This is a genomic window from Solibacillus isronensis, from assembly GCF_900168685.1.
In the GTDB taxonomy this organism is placed as follows: domain Bacteria; phylum Bacillota; class Bacilli; order Bacillales_A; family Planococcaceae; genus Solibacillus; species Solibacillus isronensis_A.
On record NZ_FVZN01000014.1, the window covers coordinates 544644 to 563343 of the forward strand.

The window sequence follows — 18700 nt, forward strand, 5'->3', positions numbered from 1 at the left end:
GTGCTATTAAAATGGCAGTTAAAATTCGCTTAAAACGTATGGGAGCTAAAAAATCTCCTTTCTATCGTATCGTAGTTGCAGACGCTCGTTCACCACGTGATGGCCGTCAAATCGAAACAGTAGGTACTTACAACCCACTTACAGTTCCAGCTACAGTACAAATCGATGAAGAGAAAGCTCTTAAATGGTTAACTGATGGTGCAAAACCATCTGATACTGTACGTAACCTGTTCTCAGAACAAGGTATCATGGAAAAATTCCATAACGCTAAATACAGCAAATAATTCAATGATTAATTCGGAGGTGGCATTATGCAGCAGCTGATTGAAGCAATTGTGAAACCGTTAGTCGATTATCCGGAAGACGTTCGTATTGAGACGGACGAAACTTCAAATCGAGTTGTTTATAAGCTTTTTGTTCATCCAGAGGATCGAGGGAAAGTAATAGGCAAGCAAGGACGTGTTGCGAAGGCAATTCGTACGATTGTGTACTCAGCAGCGGGCGGCCACCAGAAGAAAAAGACGTATGTCGATATATTGGATTAGTAAAAGAAGGGTGGCATTTTGCTAACCCTTCTTTTTTTGTTATGATAATTCAATCAGCGGTATTTTATTAAATAAAACAACTAGTTGATTGGAATGGAAATCAACGGGATATTAGAGGTGGAATATACATGGAATGGTTTAATGTAGGACGTATTGTAAATACACATGGTATTCGTGGAGAGCTGCGAATTTTATCGACAACGGACTTTGAAGAAGAACGTTTTGCGGTAGGTTCGAAACTAGCGGCGTTCAAAAAAGATGATAAAAAACCGACTTGGGTAACGATCAGTTCTTCTAGACGCCATAAAAACTTTATATTGGTGACATTTGAAGGAATGGAAAACATTAATTTAGTGGAACCATTTAAAGAAGGTCTATTAAAAGTGTCGATGGATCAATTAGCGGAAGATGAGCTTGAAGATAATGAATACTATCACTTTGAAATTAAAGATTGTGAAGTGTTTTCAGAAGAGGGCGAATTGATCGGGGTTGTTACCGATATTTTAGAAACAGGCGCAAACGATGTATGGGAAATTAAAGCGCAAAATGGTAAGAAGCATTACATTCCATACATTGAGGATATCGTAAAAGATATTGATGTCGATGAGAAGAAAATCGTTATTCACGTAATGGAAGGTTTGTTGGAATGAAGATTCACGTATTAAGTTTATTTCCCGATATGTTCACAGGTGTGTTTGGGTCATCAATTTTAAAAAAAGCTCAGGAAAAAGGTGCTGTTGAGCTGGCGGTAACCGATATCCGGGAGTACAGTGAAAACAAGCACAAACAAGTGGACGATTACCCATATGGAGGCGGAGCGGGAATGGTATTAAAGCCGGAACCAATGTTCAATGCGGTGGAAGCCATTACAGAAGGCCGCAAGCCACGTGTTATTCTTATGTGCCCGCAAGGCGAGCGCTTTACGCAGAAGAAGGCAGAGGAGCTTGCAAAGGAAGAAGATTTAGTATTCCTTTGCGGACATTATGAAGGATATGATGAACGGATTCGGGAGCATCTAGTAACAGATGAGATTTCAATCGGCGACTTTGTTTTAACGGGCGGCGAGCTGCCTGCGATGACGGTAATCGACGCGGTTGTACGTTTGTTGCCGGGGGTACTTGGGCAGGAAGATTCACATATTCAGGATTCATTTTCTACAGGATTATTAGAGCATCCTCATTATACGCGTCCAGCTGATTTTAGAGGGATGAAAGTGCCGGATATACTATTATCAGGTAATCACGCGAAAATCGATGCGTGGCGTGAGGAGCAGTCATTCAAGCGTACGCTAGAGCGCAGACCGGATTTATTGGAAGCACTTGAATTAACGGACAAGCAAATGAAAATAATCGAAAAAATTAAGAATGAAATGTAAAGCAAAACTACTTGCAAGCCTAAAATAATTATGGTAAGATTCATTTTGTGCTTCAATGTAAGCACTGAATTACGGTGTTCCGCTGTGGCTTAAATTAGCGTGCATGAGCATCTGTCTAAGGAGAGAAAACAATGTCAAACATTATTACAGAGATCACTAAAGATCAATTACGTTCAGACTTACCTACATTCAAACCAGGTGACACAGTTAAGGTACACGTTAAAATCGTTGAGGGTACTCGTGAGCGTATCCAATTATTCGAAGGTGTAGTTATTAAACGTCGTGGTGGCGGAATTAGCGAAACTTTCACAGTACGTAAAATTTCTTACGGTGTTGGTGTAGAGCGTACTTTCCCAGTACACACTCCAAAAATCGCTAAGTTAGAAGTAGTACGTAAAGGTAAAGTACGTCGTGCTAAACTTTACTACCTACGTAACTTACGTGGTAAAGCTGCTCGTATTAAAGAAATTCGATAAGAACTTTTTAGAAGGGGGCTTGTATATACAAGTCCCTTTCTTTCTTTAAGAAAAAAATGTGTATTAACATTTGATTTTGACAATAAACTATAGATAATATGATGTAATAATTTAGATTAGATTTTTGCTTGATATACATATTTCGTATACAATAAATGTGATGAGCAAGGGGGATAGCTACGTGGAAAAAACTGAAAAAGAAAAAAATGAGCTTTGGGAATGGACGAAAGCTCTACTGATTGCGTTTGCGATTGCCGCATTTATTCGTTACTTTTTATTTACACCGATTGTAGTAGACGGGGATTCAATGATGCCTACCCTTGAAAATGGTGATCGCATGATCGTCAACAAATTCAGCTATAAAATCGGCGAACCCGACCGTTTTGACATCGTCGTATTCCACGCACCTGAACAAAAGGACTATATTAAACGTGTCATTGGTCTTCCAGGGGACTTTGTAGAATATAAGGATGACCAATTATATATTAATGGTGAACCGATCGACGAACCGTATTTGGACGCATATAAAGCTGAAATTAGCGAAGGCAACTTAACAGGCGACTTCTCGCTGAAAGATATCGATCCGTCGCTGGACGTAATTCCTGAAGGCTACGTATTCGTAATGGGTGATAACCGTCGCTTCAGTAAAGACAGCCGCCATATTGGAATCGTCGACCAGAAAGAAATTATCGGCAATACGAACATCATTTTCTGGCCGTTAAACGAAATTGAGATCGTTAAGTAATATTTATCGTTATATCAATAGATGAGGATGACATATTTAAATGTCATAACAGTGGATTGGAATGTAGGGGAGGCGAGTTGATTTCGCCTTCTCATTTATCAAGTCGTTGCTTCTGCGGTGGCCGCAATAAATTGCAGCCATCCTCGGCGCAAAGAATTAGAGACAAACAAGTTTGACTCTAATTCTTGCCCGCGGAAAGCGTCCGACCCGTAATGGAAATCAACCTCATATTTGATGATGGATCTTTATCGCAATAAATATTAAATATTGTCTAAAATGAGGGGGCAGTTTAAACTCCTCATTTTTTTGTTGAGAATAGAAGTACGTAATTTACAGGAGGTTATACATTATGACAATTCAATGGTTTCCAGGACATATGGCAAAGGCGCGCCGTCAAGTATCGGAAAGTCTAAAGCTTGTCGATATCGTTTTTGAGCTAGTCGATGCACGTTTACCATTATCTTCACGTAATCCGATGATCGATGAAGTCATCCATCAAAAACCGCGCCTGCTTATTTTAAATAAACAAGATATGGCCGATGAGCAGGAAACACGCCGCTGGATTCAATATTTCGCCGACAGAGGCTTTAAAGCAGTAGCGATCAACTCATTGGAAGGTAAAGGCTTGCAGGCGGTCACAAAGGCTGCTCAGGAGATTTTAGCGGATAAATGGGAGCGCATGAAATCAAAAGGAATGAAACCGCGCGCTATCCGTGCGATGATCGTAGGTATTCCGAACGTCGGAAAATCAACTTTAATCAACCGTTTAGCGAAGAAAAACCTTGCGAAAACAGGAAATATGCCAGGTGTTACGAAAGCACAGCAATGGATTAAAGTCGGTAAGGAAATTGAACTTCTCGATACGCCGGGTATTTTATGGCCGAAATTTGAAGATCAGGAAGTCGGCTATAAGCTTGCTTTAACTGGTGCGATTAAAGATACAATTACGAATATGGAAGACTTGGCTGTATACGGCTTACGTTTTTTAGAAAAGCACTATCCAACACGCATGGAAGAACGCTATAAAATTTCATCCGTATCCGAAGAACTTGTCGAAACATTTGATGCAATTGGAAAGTTGCGCCGTGTATTTGGACAAGGTGGAGAAATTGACTATGATCAAGTGTCCGTATTAGTTGTGCGCGACATTCGTGAACAGAATCTTGGGAAACTCACATTTGACTTTGTTTCCGAGCAACTTGAAAAAGAGCAATTGGAAGAAGCGATTGCACTGGAAAACGAAGAGCGCCGGAAAAAAACTGCCGCGCTAAATCGCCAGAAAAAGCAAGAAAGCAACGAATAAAGTGGAATAACAGACAGGCAAAACCTTTTTCATTTATTTGAGAAAGGTTTTTTCTTTTATAATAAGAAAAGTAGACGATATAACAGTAAGATTGAGAGAAAGTAAAGTTAGATAAAAAGCCAAGTTGATTGGAATGGAGGGGTGGCGACTCCTGCGGGAACAGCAAAATTTATTTTGCGACGAAAGCGAAGCGACAGGAGCACCGAGGGAGAGACTACAGGCTCGAGCCGTGCCCGCGGAAAGCGTCCACCCCGGAATGGAAATCAACTCTATATTAAGAAAACGGAAGTAATAGATTTGAGGACTTTATATGAAAACAATTAAAGAGATTACAGAAGCATTAAAAACAGCAGCACAAATCGAGCCTTGGATGGATTATATAGTAAAGGATGAACGGGCAGGCGTCCAAAAAGCATGGATGCAATTTCAAAAGCGTCTGGAAAAGATAGAGGCACTCCAACAAGCGCATAATGAAAAACTGCAATTTGACGCAAGCTATTTACCATATGAAAATGCCTATATCGCAGGCACAGACGAAGCAGGCCGCGGACCACTCGCAGGACCTGTCGTAACCGCGGCCGTTATACTGCCGAATCATTGCCAGGAACTGCTTGGCGTAAACGATTCCAAACAATTATCAAAAAAAAAACGCAATCAGTTTGCTGAACGAATTAAAAAACATGCATTATATTATTCTGTTCATTTTCAAAGTGCCGAAGAAATTGACCGCCTCAACATATATGAAGCAACACGCCAGTCGATGTTGAAAAGTATCGAAATACTTGAAGTAGCACCGAACTTCATATTGGCCGATGCGATGACACTTTCGACTTCGATTCCGCAAGCATCCATCATAAAGGGGGATGCACGCAGCCTGGCAATCGCAGCAGCGTCCATTTTAGCGAAAACAGCACGTGATGACTATATGGAAAAGCTGGATTGTGAATATCCGCAATACGGTTTTGCGCAGCATGCCGGATACGGAACAAAGCAGCACTTGGAAGCAATCGCCCAATATGGACCGACAGAACATCATCGAAAAACATTTGAACCTATTAAATCAATGCTTCAAAGAAGGGAGTAACGGCATGAACTTCTCATCGTTTAATGCAATCCAAACTAATACTTCGCAGCAAGTAACAGCAAATCAGCCATTATCGTTAAGGCAGGATCAAGTATTTCACGGAACGATCAAGCAGCTCTACCCAAATCAGATGGCAGAAGTCCAAGTGGGCAATCAAAAGCTCATGGCAAAGCTGGAAGTACCTTTAAAGCTAGGCGATGCTCACTTTTTTCAGGTGACAGCGACAAATCCGCAAACAGAATTAAAAGTCGTAACCGGACCGATGTCACAATCAATGACAGCCGGCCAGCAAATGTCCCAGCTGCTTGAAACAATGAATTTGCCGAAATCGAATGAAATGCAGCAAGTACTCTCGCATTTTATGAAAGCTCAGTTACCCCTTGCGAAAGAACAACTCATTGCCGCGGAAAGCTGGATGAAAAACTTGCCCGCAGGAGTAGATAAGAATAATGCACTTCACGCACTGCAGCGTATGGTGGAGCTGAAAATGCCTTTTACAAACACCGTATTTCAAGCATTGACTCAAGGAATCAAAACAGATGGCATGTCGGCAAATTTAGCAAATTTAGCCCAGCTTTTGGCAACTCAGGCTGGAGGAAATGAAGCGATCAAATCATCGCTCTTACAGCAAATTGACCTGCTGGCTAAGCCGTTGAACAATGAAACAGGAGGTATACTCCTTGCAAGAGCGACCCAAAATTTACTGGATAATAATTCACCGATTGCATCGAAACTTCAATCGCTGACGTTATTTAAAGAAGCGGGAATTTTACCGCAAAATGCAACATTACAAAACTGGCAAACGGTAAATCATCAAGGAAACCAACAGACGATGAATCCAGTACAGGCTGCTGCAACACCGCTATTAAAAGAGACGGGGCAAATGCTGCAGCAGATTGGGCAAACGAGCCCTGAACAAATAAAACCGACGATAGAGCAAGTAAAAGCATGGATTAATAATGAAAGCTTATTATCTTCAGCACAGAAGCAGCAACTACAACAATTACTGTCGCGTTTTGAACAGCTCCCGGCTTCAAAGCCAGCTGTGGAAGCATTGGTAAATCAACTGCGGCAGCAGCTGACAAACGCATACAGTGAAAATGTGACAACGCGATTGTTTATGCAAAATGATCAAGGACTGTCCGCGAAGGATCAATTGCTTACGTTACTGAAGCCGGATGTGAATTTACCGATTGCCGATCAGCTGTTGCGCAATTTAGTGAAAGTGACGGCTGATAGTCCGCAGCCGGTGATGCAAAGTGCCTTCACTCAAGCAGAAGGTCAAGTACAAGCTGCGGTTGATAGTCGTGCAATGGAACAGGCGATAAAAACTGTCTTAAAAGGGCTTGGGGTCAGCTATGAAGCGGCGCTGGCAAATAAGGCAGGCGATATACAGGCAATTGCCCAGCAAATGAAGCCGCAACTATTAGCGCTTCTTCAAGATGTCCAAACACCTATTGCAATAAAAGATGCCGCTGAAATGGTGATGGCCAGACTAAATGGAATGCAGCTCAATTCAGGGGAAAACGGACATCAGCATCAGCTTGTCATGCAAGTGCCGTTGGATTTCTTCGGCAAGAAAATGGATGCGACATTGCAATGGAATGGTCGTATGAAAGAAGATGGTAAAATTGATGCCAATTTTGCCCGTATTCTATTCTATTTAAATATGGAAACATTGCAGCAGACTGTAATCGATATGCAAGTACAAAACCGTGTTGTCACAATTAATATTTATAATGATATGCCGAATTTAGATTCATTGGCGACTTCACTAAAAGGAACATTAAAGGCAGGATTGCTGGAAAAAGACTATGCATTATCCGGACTGTTTATCAAACCTTTTGGAGAACAAACAGGAAAAACTGTCACAAAACTGTCAAATAAGCAAGAAGACGAGCAAGGAGGGGTAGATATCCGCGTATGACCGAAAAAAAATTTATCCGAAAAGAAGCGATCGCCCTTTCCTATGATCCGCAAAAAAGCAGTGGTCCGACAATCGTCGCAAAAGGAAAAGGGAAAATTGCGGAAAATATATTGGAAAAAGCAGCAATGCATGAAGTACCTGTTTATGAAGACCCGAACTTGGTTGAGCTGTTGGGCCAGCTTGATTTGAACACCTCGATCCCTGAAGAACTTTACCAGGCAGTTGCCGAAGTTTTTGCTTTTATATATCATTTGGACGAAAAGCAGAAGTTAACTTTTAAAAATAAATAATATGTATTTTTATAACTTTATGCGGAGTATATCTTTCGGAAAATTAGAAAATATCTATACAAAGAATATTTTGACATAAAGTAAACTAAAAAATGCTTGTGTGACAAATATAGACATTGTCTGAATAATTGTATAAAATAGATTATGTTAGTAGAATAATTTCCAAATGTCCGATGGGAGGATGTATCATGAATATCCATGAGTATCAAGGGAAAGAGATATTAAGACAATACGGTGTAGCGGTTCCAAGAGGAAGTGTCGCTTTTTCACCAGACGAAGCAGTAAAAGCAGCAAAAGAGCTAGGTGCAAACGTAACTGTAGTAAAAGCACAAATTCATGCAGGGGGCCGCGGTAAAGCGGGAGGCGTTAAAATCGCTAAAAACCTGGATGAAGTTCGCTCTTTCTCTAAAGAATTATTAGGCAAAATTTTAGTAACTCACCAAACAGGTCCAGACGGTAAAGAAGTAAAGCGTCTTTATATAGAAGAAGGTTCGGACATTAAAAAAGAGTATTACTTAAGTTTAGTATTAGACCGTGCAACTTCTAGAGTAGTAATGATGGGTTCTGAAGAAGGCGGTATGGATATCGAAGAGGTAGCCGAGACTAATCCGGAAAAAATCTTCAAAGAAGTAATTGACCCTGTTACAGGTTTAAATGCTTTCCAGGCGCGTCGTATGGCATTCAATATGAATATCCCCGCTAAACTAGTAAATAAAGCAGTAGGGTTAATGCTTGGTATTTATAAAGCATTTATCGATAAAGATGCATCGACAGTAGAAATCAACCCATTAGTTGTAACTGGTGATGACCAGGTAGTGGCGCTTGATGCAAAATTCAACTTTGATGCAAACGCTTTATATCGTCACAAAGATATCGTAGAGTTACGCGATTTCGATGAAGAAGATCCAAAAGAAATTGAAGCATCTAAATATGATTTAAGTTATATTTCGTTAGACGGCAATATCGGCTGTATGGTAAATGGTGCAGGTCTTGCCATGGCGACGATGGATACGATTAGTTACTACGGCGGATCACCCGCAAACTTCCTTGACGTTGGGGGCGGTGCAACAGCTGAAAAAGTAACAGAAGCTTTTAAAATTATTTTATCAGACAAAAATGTAAAAGGAATTTTCGTAAACATTTTTGGTGGAATCATGAAGTGCGACATCATTGCGAGCGGTGTTATTACGGCTGCAAAAGAAGTCGGTTTAGAAGTTCCATTAGTAGTACGTTTAGAAGGGACTAACGTAGAGCTAGGTAAAAAATTGTTAAATGAATCTGGTTTAAACATTGTGGCAGCTGACTCAATGGCGGACGGCGCACAAAAAATCGTGAAATTAGTTGAAGCTGAAGGCGGGGTAAAGGCATGAGTGTGTTCATTAATCAAGAGACAAAAGTAATCGTACAAGGGATTACTGGGGAAACAGCCCTTTTCCATACAAAACAAATGCTTGAATACGGAACAAAAATCGTTGCAGGGGTAACACCAGGTAAAGGTGGCCTTGAAATCGAAGGTGTTCCTGTATTTAATACGGTACAAGAAGCAGTCGATGCGACAGGTGCAAATGTATCGGTTATTTACGTACCGGCACCATTTGCAGCTGATGCTATTATTGAAGCAGTTGATGCGGATCTGGATATGACGATTTGTATTACAGAACATATTCCGGTACTTGATATGGTTAAAGTAAAGCGCTATATGGAAGGCAAGAAAACACGTTTAGTTGGTCCAAACTGTCCAGGTGTTATTACTGCTGATGAGTGTAAAATCGGTATCATGCCAGGCTACATTCATACAAAAGGACATGTAGGCGTAGTTTCACGTTCTGGTACATTAACTTATGAAGCGGTACACCAGCTGTCTCAAGCAGGAATCGGTCAAACTACAGCTGTTGGAATCGGGGGCGACCCAGTTAATGGGACAAACTTCATCGACTGCTTAAAAGCATTCAACGAAGATCCTGAAACTTATGCAGTAGTCATGATTGGTGAAATCGGTGGTACAGCGGAAGAAGAAGCTGCTGAATGGATCCAGGAAAACATGAACAAACCGGTAGTAGGCTTTATCGGTGGCCAAACAGCTCCTCCAGGAAAGCGTATGGGTCACGCAGGTGCCATTATTTCCGGCGGTAAAGGAACAGCTGCAGAGAAAATCAAAGCAATGAATGCAGCGGGTATTGAAGTAGCTCCGACGCCTTCTGTAATCGGTGAAACACTGATTAAAGTAATCAAAGAAAAAGGCTTGTACGAAGCTTGTAAAACACATTAAAATGAAAGATGTAGCGGTCGCCTCGCTACATCTTTTTCGTATGTTTCCATATACGAGGTTCCGTGAACGGGTTATGATCCCGAATTCATTGGCAACACTATGTTTTGCACAATGCTTACCTCACACTTTAAAACTGCGGTCATCTGAATTTCTTCTATTAAAAAGGAGTGTTGAAATGACCAACCCAATAAATGAGCAATTATTGAAACTGCATTATATTCTTCCTCTCTCCTGGAATAAAGTCCTGAATTTATTGAAAATTACAGATGATTTCGACGAAATATTGCATATTTCGCCAAAATTTTTAGCGGTCCAGCTAAATATAAAAGAAGAAAAAGCCTCACAGCTTATAAAACATTATAAAGAGCTCATACCAAGATCGATGGCAATTTATTATGGCCAACATAATATAACGGCAATTCCCTATACGAATCCTTTATATCCGGAACGCTTAAAACAGCTGTACGATGCACCTGCTGTCATATATGCAAAAGGTGATATTCAATTACTGAACAGACCGAAAGTGATTGCGGTCATTGGTTCAAGGGCAGCGACAAGCTATAGTGAAGATGTATTGAATTTCATTTTGCCTCCGTTAATTCGTGAGCAATATGTCATAGTTAGCGGTCTTGCAAAAGGGGCAGACCGACTTGCACATGAAGCAACAATCCGATATGGTGGGAAGACAATAGGTGTTTTAGGCCATGGCTTTTTCCATAGTTATCCGCCTCAAAATAAAGAGCTGAATGCATTTATGGCATGTGAGCATCTACTTGTAACAGAATATCCTCCTTATGTCGGTGTGCAAAAATGGCATTTTCCTGCACGAAACCGTATTATTAGCGGATTGAGCGAAGCGCTGGTCGTTACGGAAGCCGCACTGAAAAGCGGAACACTAATAACAACAGAGCTTGCTCTTGAACAAGGAAAAGATGTTTTTGCGGTGCCGGGAAATATTTTTAGCGAGCAGTCACGAGGGACAAATAAATTAATAAAAGAAGGGGCAATTCCAGTGTGGGATGGCTTTCAAATCTTAGAGGAAATCCGATTGTTTTCAAAATCACGTTGAAAAAAAGTTGCAATATTAGCCAATCTGTTATACATTTTGCAACAGGAAAAGCTTTGACATACATGGACAGCTTCATGTGAGTGAATATAAGAAAAATAACTATACCTCTATAAGGAGGACAACAGATGGCAGATTATTTAGTAATTGTTGAATCACCTGCAAAGGCGAAAACAATTGAACGATATTTAGGAAAAAAATATAAAGTAAAAGCTTCGATTGGACATGTACGTGATTTACCACGTAGTCAAATGGGAATCGATACCGAAAATAACTATGATCCAAAATATATTACGATTCGCGGTAAAGGTCCGGTACTTCAGGAACTGAAAACAGCGGCAAAAAAAGTGAAAAAGATTTATCTCGCAGCCGATCCAGACCGTGAAGGGGAAGCAATTGCCTGGCATTTAGCCACTGCTTTAAACGTTGATATTAATTCAGATTGCCGCGTCGTATTTAACGAGATTACGAAGGAAGCAATTTTAGAGAGCTTCAAGCACCCGCGACCAATTAATATGGATTTAGTCGATGCACAGCAAGCACGCCGTATTTTAGACCGTCTAGTAGGCTACAATATCAGTCCGATCCTTTGGAAAAAGGTTAAGAAGGGCTTATCGGCAGGACGTGTACAATCTGTTTCATTGCGTCTGATTATTGACCGTGAAAATGAAATTAAAAACTTCGAGCCGGAAGAATACTGGTCGATCGAAGCAAGCTTTGAAAAAAACAAAAAGCAATTCGATGCCTTTTATTACGGAAACGGCAAAGAAAAAATTAAATTAACAAATGAACAACAAGTAAAAGATATATTAAAAGGTGTAAAAGGCTCAGAGTTTGAAGTGATGAATGTTGTAAAAAAAGAGCGGAAGCGCAATGCGTCTCCGGCCTTTACGACTTCTTCACTTCAACAGGAAGCCGCACGTAAGTTAAACTTCCGCGCCAAGAAGACAATGATGCTTGCACAGCAGCTTTATGAAGGTATTGAGCTAAGCAAAAAAGAAGGTGCTGTCGGATTAATTACGTATATGCGTACCGACTCAACACGTATTTCTGATACAGCGAAAACAGAGGCGAAGTCATATATTGAAACAAAATACGGCAAAGATTTCATTGCCGGAGAGCAAAAACAGGCGAAAGCGAAGGCAAATGCACAGGATGCCCATGAAGCGATTCGTCCAACGAGTGCAATGCGAACACCAGAGGAGCTTAAAGCTATTTTAAGCCGTGACCAGCTGCGCTTGTACCGTTTAATATGGGAGCGCTTTATCGCCAGTCAAATGGCACCAGCTGTACTGGATACCGTGACAGTTGATTTGCAAAACAATGACGTATTATTCCGTGCGAACGGGTCCCAGGTGAAATTTGCCGGGTTTATGAAGCTTTATATTGAAGGCACAGACGATCAGGAAGAAGAAACAAATAAGCTTTTACCTGAAATGGAAATCGGCGATAAAGTAAAATCGCTTGAAATCGAACCGAAGCAGCACTTCACTCAGCCACCTCCTCGCTATTCAGAGGCGCGTCTAGTAAAGACATTGGAAGAGCTAGGTATAGGCCGTCCATCGACATATGCCCCTACACTGGATACTATCCAAAAGCGCGGTTATGTGCAGCTTGATGCGAAGCGCTTTGTGCCGACTGAACTTGGAGAAATCGTTCATCAGGCAACATTGGAATTTTTCCCGGAAATCATCAACATTGAATTTACCGCACAAATGGAACATAATCTTGATGAAATCGAAGAAGGCATAACACAATGGGTAAATGTCATCGATGAATTTTACAAAGACTTTGAACCGCGGGTGAAATATGCGGATGAAGTAATGGAAAAAATCGAAATTAAAGATGAGCCTGCTGGAGAAGACTGCGAAAAATGCGGTTCGCCGATGGTATTCAAGCTTGGACGTTACGGGAAATTTATGGCTTGTTCAAACTTCCCGGATTGCCGCAACACAAAAGCGATCGTAAAACCGATCGATGTTAAATGTCCTTCATGTGAGACAGGTGAAATTGTTGAGCGTAAGTCCAAAACAAAGCGCATTTTTTACGGATGCAATCAGTATCCGGAATGTGACTTCGTATCATGGGATAAGCCGATTAGTAGACCTTGTCCGAAATGTAGTGCATTATTAGTAGAGAAGAAATTGAAAAAAGGTGTTCAAATTCAGTGTACTAACAGTGAATGTGATTATGAAGAAACACCGTCACAATAAAATGAAGAGGTAACAAAAATGACACAACAAGTAGTAAATGTAATTGGTGCAGGTTTAGCCGGTTCAGAAGCAGCTTGGCAAATTGCGAAGCGCGGTGTGAACGTACGTTTATATGAAATGCGCCCAGTAAAACAAACACCAGCACATCATACAGATAAATTCGCTGAGCTTGTATGCTCCAACTCATTACGTGCAAACGGACTGACAAATGCCGTTGGTGTAATTAAAGAGGAAATGCGTAAATTGGATTCTGTTATTATTGCAGCGGCAGACAATAGCTCTGTACCTGCAGGCGGTGCTTTAGCAGTAGACCGTCATGAATTTGCCGGTATCGTAACAGAAAAAGTGAAAAACCACCCGTTAATCGAGGTAATTAATGAAGAGGTAACTGAAATTCCGGAAGGCATTACAGTAATCGCAACCGGTCCATTAACTTCAGAAGCATTGGCAAAACAAATTCAGGGCCTTACAGGGGAAGACTATTTGTACTTCTATGATGCAGCAGCACCGATCATCGAAAAAGATTCGATCAATATGGATAAAGTATACTTGAAATCACGCTATGATAAAGGCGAAGCAGCATACTTGAACTGTCCGATGACAAAAGAAGAATTCGATGCTTTCCGTGAAGCGCTTATTACAGCGGAATGTGCACCTTTAAAAGAATTCGAAAAAGAAAAGTATTTCGAAGGATGTATGCCGATTGAAGTAATGGCAGCACGCGGCGAAAAGACAATGACATTCGGACCGATGAAACCGGTTGGTCTGGAAGATCCGAAAACGGATAAACGCCCATATGCTGTTGTTCAGTTACGACAAGATGATGCAGCGGGGACACTTTACAATTTAGTAGGTTTCCAAACACATTTAAAATGGCCGGAACAGAAGCGTGTCTTCTCGATGATTCCTGGCTTAGAGAACCTGGAAATTGTACGCTACGGCGTAATGCACCGTAATACGTTCATCAATTCACCAAAAGTGCTGACACAAACATATCAGTTGAAAGCACGTCCAAACCTTTTCTTCGCTGGTCAAATGACAGGTGTTGAAGGTTATGTAGAATCAGCCGGCAGTGGTCTGATTGCAGGGATTAATGCAGCACGTATGGCTTTAGGCCAAGAGTTGCTTTACTTCCCGCATGAAACAGCATTAGGTGCAATGGCTCGATACATTACACATACAGATGCGAAAAACTTCCAGCCGATGAACGTGAATTTCGGGATTTTCCCGGAACTTGGCGAGCGTATCAAATCAAAGCCGGAGCGTGCTGAGCGCCATGCTAACCGCGCATTAGAATCGATTCAGAATTTTATCAATAATCAGGCAATTTAATTGCGAAAAGCCCTTAAAGACTGTTATACTTTAGGGGCTTTTAATTTTGAGGTGATTATTTATAAATGGCTAAAAAATAAGAATTGCTTGACATCATATTGCGAAATTTGTCGAATAATACAAAGAAGTTGAATAACTCCAGCAAATTTTACTTGAAAAGTATTCACAATAGGTATAGTGTCAATATGTGTGTTTTTTTAGTAGGAAAATAAACATATTTATTCATACAACATCATTTCTCTTTTGTAATAACAGGGGGTATACACGATGGATGAAAATTTGCAAAACCAGCTTGACCAATTTATTCGCTACGTGCAACTAGAAAAAAACTTTTCCCTACATACTGTTCGCGAATATACTTCTGACTTAGAAGAATTTTTTGCATTTTTGCATGCTGAAGGTATACAAAAAATTACAGAAGTTGAGTATATCCATGCACGTCTATATGTAACAAAGCTTTATGATGAACAAAAAGCAAGAACTTCAATTTCCAGGAAAATCTCATCGATCCGTTCTTTTTTCCGTTTTTTAAATCGAGAACAGAATATTGATGATGCTCCGTTTCGTTCACTTTATCATCCGAAAAAGGAAGAGCGATTACCGAGCTTTTTTTATGAGGAAGAATTGAAGGAACTATTCGAGAAAAATGAAGGCGATGAGCCGATTCAAATTCGTAATATGGCGCTGTTGGAACTTCTTTATGCGACTGGAATGCGTGTAAGCGAGTGTGTCAGTCTGGAACTGACAGATATCGATTTTCATTACAATATCGTCCGTGTAATGGGGAAAGGCCGAAAAGAGCGGATTATTCCGTTCGGTCAATATGCGCATGATGCACTTATACGTTATATAGATCAAGTACGTCCGACATTAATGAAGAAGGAAAATCATCAGAAAGTTTTTGTCAATATGCGCGGTGGCGAACTTACTGCCCGTGGTGTGCGTTATATATTAAGTGAGATGATAGACAATGCCAGTATGCATACGAAAATTTATCCACATATGTTGCGACACACATTTGCTACGCATTTATTGAATAATGGGGCAGATATGCGTACAGTCCAGGAACTGCTTGGGCACGCCAATTTATCTTCAACTCAAATTTATACTCATGTAACGAAGGAAGCTTTAAGAAAGACATATATGAATAGTCATCCGAGAGCATAGTTAAGGAGGAAATAAAGAATGGGTCAAATTCATGCGACAACGATTTTCGCTATTCACCACAACGGTGAATGTGCAATGGCCGGGGATGGTCAAGTAACATTGGGAAATGCAGTTGTAATGAAGCATACGGCACGTAAGGTCAGACGTCTGTTTAATGGGAAAGTATTAGCCGGTTTCGCAGGTTCTGTTGCGGACGCTTTTACATTATTCGAAATGTTTGAGGCAAAACTGAATGAATATAATGGTAACCTGCAAAGGGCTGCAGTAGAAGTAGCAAAGCAATGGCGTGGGGATAAAATGCTCCGTCAATTGGAAGCGATGCTGCTTGTAATGGATAAATCAACATTGCTTCTTGTTTCAGGGACTGGTGAAGTAATTGAACCGGACGATGGCATTTTAGCAATTGGTTCAGGTGGAAACTATGCATTATCAGCTGGCAGAGCATTAAAAAAACATGCGGGCGATCATTTATCGGCAAAAGAAATCGCAGAGGCTGCGCTTACGACCGCTGCGGATATTTGTGTGTTTACAAACCATAATATTATCTTGGAGGTATTATAATGACTGCGATCAATTTAACACCAAGACAGATTACGGAACAATTAAACCGTCATATTGTTGGTCAGGAAACAGCAAAACGTGCAGTTGCAGTTGCGCTGCGTAACCGGTACCGCCGCTCTTTATTAAGCGAAGAATTAAAAACAGAAGTAATTCCGAAAAATATTTTAATGATTGGGCCTACTGGAGTAGGTAAAACAGAAATTGCACGCAGAATCGCAAAACTGACGAATGCTCCGTTTATTAAAGTGGAAGCGACAAAGTTTACGGAAGTTGGTTATGTTGGACGTGATGTCGAGTCAATGGTACGTGATTTGGTAGAAGCTTCTCGTCGCCTTGTGAAGGATGAACTGTTCGAAAGAGTGAAGGATCAGGCAGAGCGCAATGCGAATGATGCACTTGTTAAATTACTTGTACCTTCAAAAGTGAAAGAAAAGCTCACGCAAAATCCTTTTGAAATGCTATTCGGTCAAAAAGAGTCGTCTCAAGACGAAACTACAAACCAGGATGAACCGGAAATTCGTACACGACGTGCGCAAATTGCCCAAGATTTAAAAGACGGAAAATTAGAAGAACAATGGGTAACAATAGAAGTAACGGAAAATGCCCCATCTCTTTTTGATGCAATGCCCGGTATGAATATGGATAATGCAAACGGTATGCAAGATATGCTTTCAAATTTAATGCCGAAAAAGACAAAAAAACGCAAAGTCCAAGTAAAGGATGCGCGTCGTTTATTAACACAAGAAGAAGCAAATAAGCTGATCGATACGGATGCGTTGTCCAGTGAAGCAATTCAACGTGCAGAACAGGCCGGCATTATTTTTATTGATGAAATCGATAAAATTGCAAGCAAAGGTTCTTCATCGGCAGAAGTATCCCGCGAAGGCGTTCAGCGTGACATATTACCGATTGTGGAAGGATCCACAGTTACGACAAAATACGGCACTGTAAAAACGGACTATATGCTCTTTATTGCAGCAGGTGCTTTCCATATATCAAAACCGAGCGATCTTATTCCGGAATTGCAGGGACGATTCCCGATTCGTGTTGAACTTGAAAAATTAACGAAGGATGATTTTGTTCGTATTTTAAAAGAACCGGATCAATCGTTAATATTGCAATATAAAGCATTGCTTGAAACAGAAGGTGTTACGCTGAACTTTACGGACGAAGCAATTGAACGCATTGCGGAAATTGCTACAGAAGTAAATCAGGAGACAGATAACATCGGTGCACGCCGTCTGCATACAATTTTAGAACGCTTGCTTGAGGAACTTTCCTATGAAGCATCGGAAATTGCGCCGGCACATATCGACATTACACCGAACTATGTCGATCAAAAATTGGCGAATATAGTAAAAAACAAAGATTTATCGCAATTTATTCTTTAAGTACAAGTTGAATTAGTATCTTTAAATTGTAAAAACCTTTAGAATATTAAGTGAATTAAAACGTTCCGTAGGAGGAAACAGAAATGAATTTATTAACAAAAACACGAAAAATTAATGCAATGTTACAAGCATCTGCTGGTAAACCAGTTAACTTTAAAGAAATGGCCAATACTTTAGGTGATATTATCGAAAGTAACGTATTTATCGTAAGCCGTAAAGGGAAGTTGCTTGGCATTTCAATTCACCAACAAATCGAGAATGAGCGTGTTAAGAAAATGTTCGAAGAGCGCCAATTCCCTGAAGAATATACACAAAACTTATTCAATATTACAGAAACTTCTTCAAACTTGGATGTTAACAATGAGCACACTGCATTCCCGGTGGAAAATAAAGACCTGTTTGCATCTGGTTTAACGACAATTGTACCCATTATCGGTGGCGGTGAGCGTTTAGGTACGTTAATGTTAGCGCGTATTAGCGATCAGTTTGAAGATGATGATCTTATTTTAGCTGAATACGGTGCTACAGTAGTAGGGATGGAAATTTTACGTGAAAAATCTGAAGAGATTGAAGAAGAAGCACGTTCTAAAGCAGTAGTTCAAATGGCGATCAATTCATTATCTTATTCTGAGCTTGAAGCAATCGAGCATATTTTTGAAGAATTGGATGGCAATGAAGGTTTACTAGTTGCTTCAAAAATTGCTGACCGCGTAGGTATTACACGTTCAGTTATCGTAAATGCATTACGTAAACTAGAATCTGCTGGTGTTATTGAATCACGTTCATTAGGTATGAAAGGAACATATATTAAAGTATTAAACGATAAGTTCCTGAACGCATTAGCAGAAATTAAAATGAAATAAGACATAGTCATGCACAGCAAGGAGAATTTATCTCTTTGCTGTTTTTTTATTTTTGTTTTTATTAAGAGAATGTTGAAAAATGTCGAATCTCTA

General features: G+C 40.4%; 19 protein-coding genes. All 19 read left to right on the plus strand.

Going from position 1 to position 18700, the window contains the following annotated elements:
- Positions 1 to 11: 11 nt before the first annotated feature.
- Positions 12 to 284 (plus strand): 30S ribosomal protein S16, encoded by a 273-nt coding sequence (rpsP, locus tag B5473_RS11260; protein ID WP_008403312.1) that lies wholly within the window; start codon positions 12 to 14, stop codon positions 282 to 284.
- Between the two features lie 27 nt (positions 285 to 311).
- On the plus strand, positions 312 to 545 hold the full coding sequence (locus tag B5473_RS11265) for a KH domain-containing protein (protein WP_008403311.1): 234 nt from the start codon (positions 312 to 314) through the stop codon (positions 543 to 545).
- A gap of 128 nt (positions 546 to 673) precedes the next feature.
- Complete coding sequence (rimM, locus tag B5473_RS11270; RefSeq protein WP_079525164.1) at positions 674 to 1195, plus strand: ribosome maturation factor RimM; 522 nt, start codon at positions 674 to 676, stop codon at positions 1193 to 1195.
- Complete coding sequence (trmD, locus tag B5473_RS11275; RefSeq protein WP_079525166.1) at positions 1192 to 1920, plus strand: tRNA (guanosine(37)-N1)-methyltransferase TrmD; 729 nt, start codon at positions 1192 to 1194, stop codon at positions 1918 to 1920. Before rimM ends, trmD begins: the two co-directional genes overlap by 4 nt.
- Before the next feature lie 131 nt (positions 1921 to 2051).
- On the plus strand, positions 2052 to 2396 hold the full coding sequence (gene rplS, locus B5473_RS11280) for a 50S ribosomal protein L19 (RefSeq protein WP_008403308.1): 345 nt from the start codon (positions 2052 to 2054) through the stop codon (positions 2394 to 2396).
- A gap of 181 nt (positions 2397 to 2577) precedes the next feature.
- Positions 2578 to 3141 (plus strand): signal peptidase I, encoded by a 564-nt coding sequence (lepB, locus tag B5473_RS11285; protein WP_079525168.1) that lies wholly within the window; start codon positions 2578 to 2580, stop codon positions 3139 to 3141.
- A gap of 349 nt (positions 3142 to 3490) precedes the next feature.
- Positions 3491 to 4444, plus strand: coding sequence for a ribosome biogenesis GTPase YlqF (gene ylqF / locus B5473_RS11290; RefSeq protein ID WP_079525170.1), 954 nt, complete (start codon positions 3491 to 3493; stop codon positions 4442 to 4444).
- A 310-nt stretch (positions 4445 to 4754) separates the two neighbouring features.
- Positions 4755 to 5528, plus strand: a complete 774-nt coding sequence (locus B5473_RS11295; protein WP_079525172.1) for a ribonuclease HII — start codon at positions 4755 to 4757, stop codon at positions 5526 to 5528.
- A 4-nt stretch (positions 5529 to 5532) separates the two neighbouring features.
- Positions 5533 to 7455, plus strand: a complete 1923-nt coding sequence (locus B5473_RS11300; protein WP_079525174.1) for a hypothetical protein — start codon at positions 5533 to 5535, stop codon at positions 7453 to 7455.
- The gene (locus B5473_RS11305; protein WP_079525177.1) at positions 7452 to 7745 is read left to right on the plus strand and encodes an EscU/YscU/HrcU family type III secretion system export apparatus switch protein; all 294 of its coding nucleotides are present in this window, start codon (positions 7452 to 7454) and stop codon (positions 7743 to 7745) included. The genes B5473_RS11300 and B5473_RS11305 overlap by 4 nt, the downstream gene beginning before the upstream one ends.
- Before the next feature lie 188 nt (positions 7746 to 7933).
- Entirely contained in the window at positions 7934 to 9115 is a 1182-nt protein-coding gene (sucC, locus tag B5473_RS11310; protein ID WP_079525179.1) for an ADP-forming succinate--CoA ligase subunit beta, read from the plus strand.
- The gene (gene sucD, locus B5473_RS11315; protein WP_079525181.1) at positions 9112 to 10014 is read left to right on the plus strand and encodes a succinate--CoA ligase subunit alpha; all 903 of its coding nucleotides are present in this window, start codon (positions 9112 to 9114) and stop codon (positions 10012 to 10014) included. The genes sucC and sucD overlap by 4 nt, the downstream gene beginning before the upstream one ends.
- A gap of 175 nt (positions 10015 to 10189) precedes the next feature.
- A complete protein-coding gene (dprA, locus tag B5473_RS11320; RefSeq protein ID WP_079525183.1) occupies positions 10190 to 11083 on the plus strand; it encodes a DNA-processing protein DprA in 894 nt (297 codons plus the stop codon).
- Positions 11084 to 11208: 125 nt separating this feature from the next.
- A complete protein-coding gene (gene topA, locus B5473_RS11325; protein ID WP_079525185.1) occupies positions 11209 to 13293 on the plus strand; it encodes a type I DNA topoisomerase in 2085 nt (694 codons plus the stop codon).
- Positions 13294 to 13311: 18 nt separating this feature from the next.
- Positions 13312 to 14625: an FADH(2)-oxidizing methylenetetrahydrofolate--tRNA-(uracil(54)-C(5))-methyltransferase TrmFO gene (gene trmFO / locus B5473_RS11330; protein WP_079525187.1), complete on the plus strand. Its 1314-nt coding sequence runs from the start codon at positions 13312 to 13314 to the stop codon at positions 14623 to 14625.
- A 267-nt stretch (positions 14626 to 14892) separates the two neighbouring features.
- Positions 14893 to 15792 (plus strand): tyrosine recombinase XerC, encoded by a 900-nt coding sequence (gene xerC, locus B5473_RS11335; RefSeq protein ID WP_079525189.1) that lies wholly within the window; start codon positions 14893 to 14895, stop codon positions 15790 to 15792.
- 18 nt (positions 15793 to 15810) lie between these two features.
- Positions 15811 to 16353 carry an ATP-dependent protease subunit HslV gene (gene hslV / locus B5473_RS11340; RefSeq protein ID WP_079525191.1) on the plus strand — a complete coding sequence of 181 codons (543 nt, stop codon included), beginning with the start codon at positions 15811 to 15813 and terminating at the stop codon, positions 16351 to 16353.
- Positions 16353 to 17744 carry an ATP-dependent protease ATPase subunit HslU gene (gene hslU / locus B5473_RS11345; RefSeq protein WP_079525193.1) on the plus strand — a complete coding sequence of 464 codons (1392 nt, stop codon included), beginning with the start codon at positions 16353 to 16355 and terminating at the stop codon, positions 17742 to 17744. The genes hslV and hslU overlap by 1 nt, the downstream gene beginning before the upstream one ends.
- A gap of 83 nt (positions 17745 to 17827) precedes the next feature.
- On the plus strand, positions 17828 to 18607 hold the full coding sequence (gene codY, locus B5473_RS11350; protein ID WP_079525195.1) for a GTP-sensing pleiotropic transcriptional regulator CodY: 780 nt from the start codon (positions 17828 to 17830) through the stop codon (positions 18605 to 18607).
- The last annotated feature ends 93 nt before the right edge of the window (positions 18608 to 18700 follow it).

Bases quoted from the DNA above. Each gene is read 5' to 3' on its own strand.
- rpsP (WP_008403312.1), top strand. From the start codon at position 12: ATGGCAGTTAAAATTCGCTTAAAACGTATGGGAGCTAAAAAATCTCCT.
- B5473_RS11265 (WP_008403311.1), top strand. From the start codon at position 312: ATGCAGCAGCTGATTGAAGCAATTGTGAAACCGTTAGTCGATTATCCG.
- rimM (WP_079525164.1), top strand. From the start codon at position 674: ATGGAATGGTTTAATGTAGGACGTATTGTAAATACACATGGTATTCGT.
- trmD (WP_079525166.1), top strand. From the start codon at position 1,192: ATGAAGATTCACGTATTAAGTTTATTTCCCGATATGTTCACAGGTGTG.
- rplS (WP_008403308.1), top strand. From the start codon at position 2,052: ATGTCAAACATTATTACAGAGATCACTAAAGATCAATTACGTTCAGAC.
- ylqF (WP_079525170.1), top strand. From the start codon at position 3,491: ATGACAATTCAATGGTTTCCAGGACATATGGCAAAGGCGCGCCGTCAA.
- B5473_RS11295 (WP_079525172.1), top strand. From the start codon at position 4,755: ATGAAAACAATTAAAGAGATTACAGAAGCATTAAAAACAGCAGCACAA.
- B5473_RS11300 (WP_079525174.1), top strand. From the start codon at position 5,533: ATGAACTTCTCATCGTTTAATGCAATCCAAACTAATACTTCGCAGCAA.
- B5473_RS11305 (WP_079525177.1), top strand. From the start codon at position 7,452: ATGACCGAAAAAAAATTTATCCGAAAAGAAGCGATCGCCCTTTCCTAT.
- sucC (WP_079525179.1), top strand. From the start codon at position 7,934: ATGAATATCCATGAGTATCAAGGGAAAGAGATATTAAGACAATACGGT.
- sucD (WP_079525181.1), top strand. From the start codon at position 9,112: ATGAGTGTGTTCATTAATCAAGAGACAAAAGTAATCGTACAAGGGATT.
- dprA (WP_079525183.1), top strand. From the start codon at position 10,190: ATGACCAACCCAATAAATGAGCAATTATTGAAACTGCATTATATTCTT.
- topA (WP_079525185.1), top strand. From the start codon at position 11,209: ATGGCAGATTATTTAGTAATTGTTGAATCACCTGCAAAGGCGAAAACA.
- trmFO (WP_079525187.1), top strand. From the start codon at position 13,312: ATGACACAACAAGTAGTAAATGTAATTGGTGCAGGTTTAGCCGGTTCA.
- xerC (WP_079525189.1), top strand. From the start codon at position 14,893: ATGGATGAAAATTTGCAAAACCAGCTTGACCAATTTATTCGCTACGTG.
- hslV (WP_079525191.1), top strand. From the start codon at position 15,811: ATGGGTCAAATTCATGCGACAACGATTTTCGCTATTCACCACAACGGT.
- hslU (WP_079525193.1), top strand. From the start codon at position 16,353: ATGACTGCGATCAATTTAACACCAAGACAGATTACGGAACAATTAAAC.
- codY (WP_079525195.1), top strand. From the start codon at position 17,828: ATGAATTTATTAACAAAAACACGAAAAATTAATGCAATGTTACAAGCA.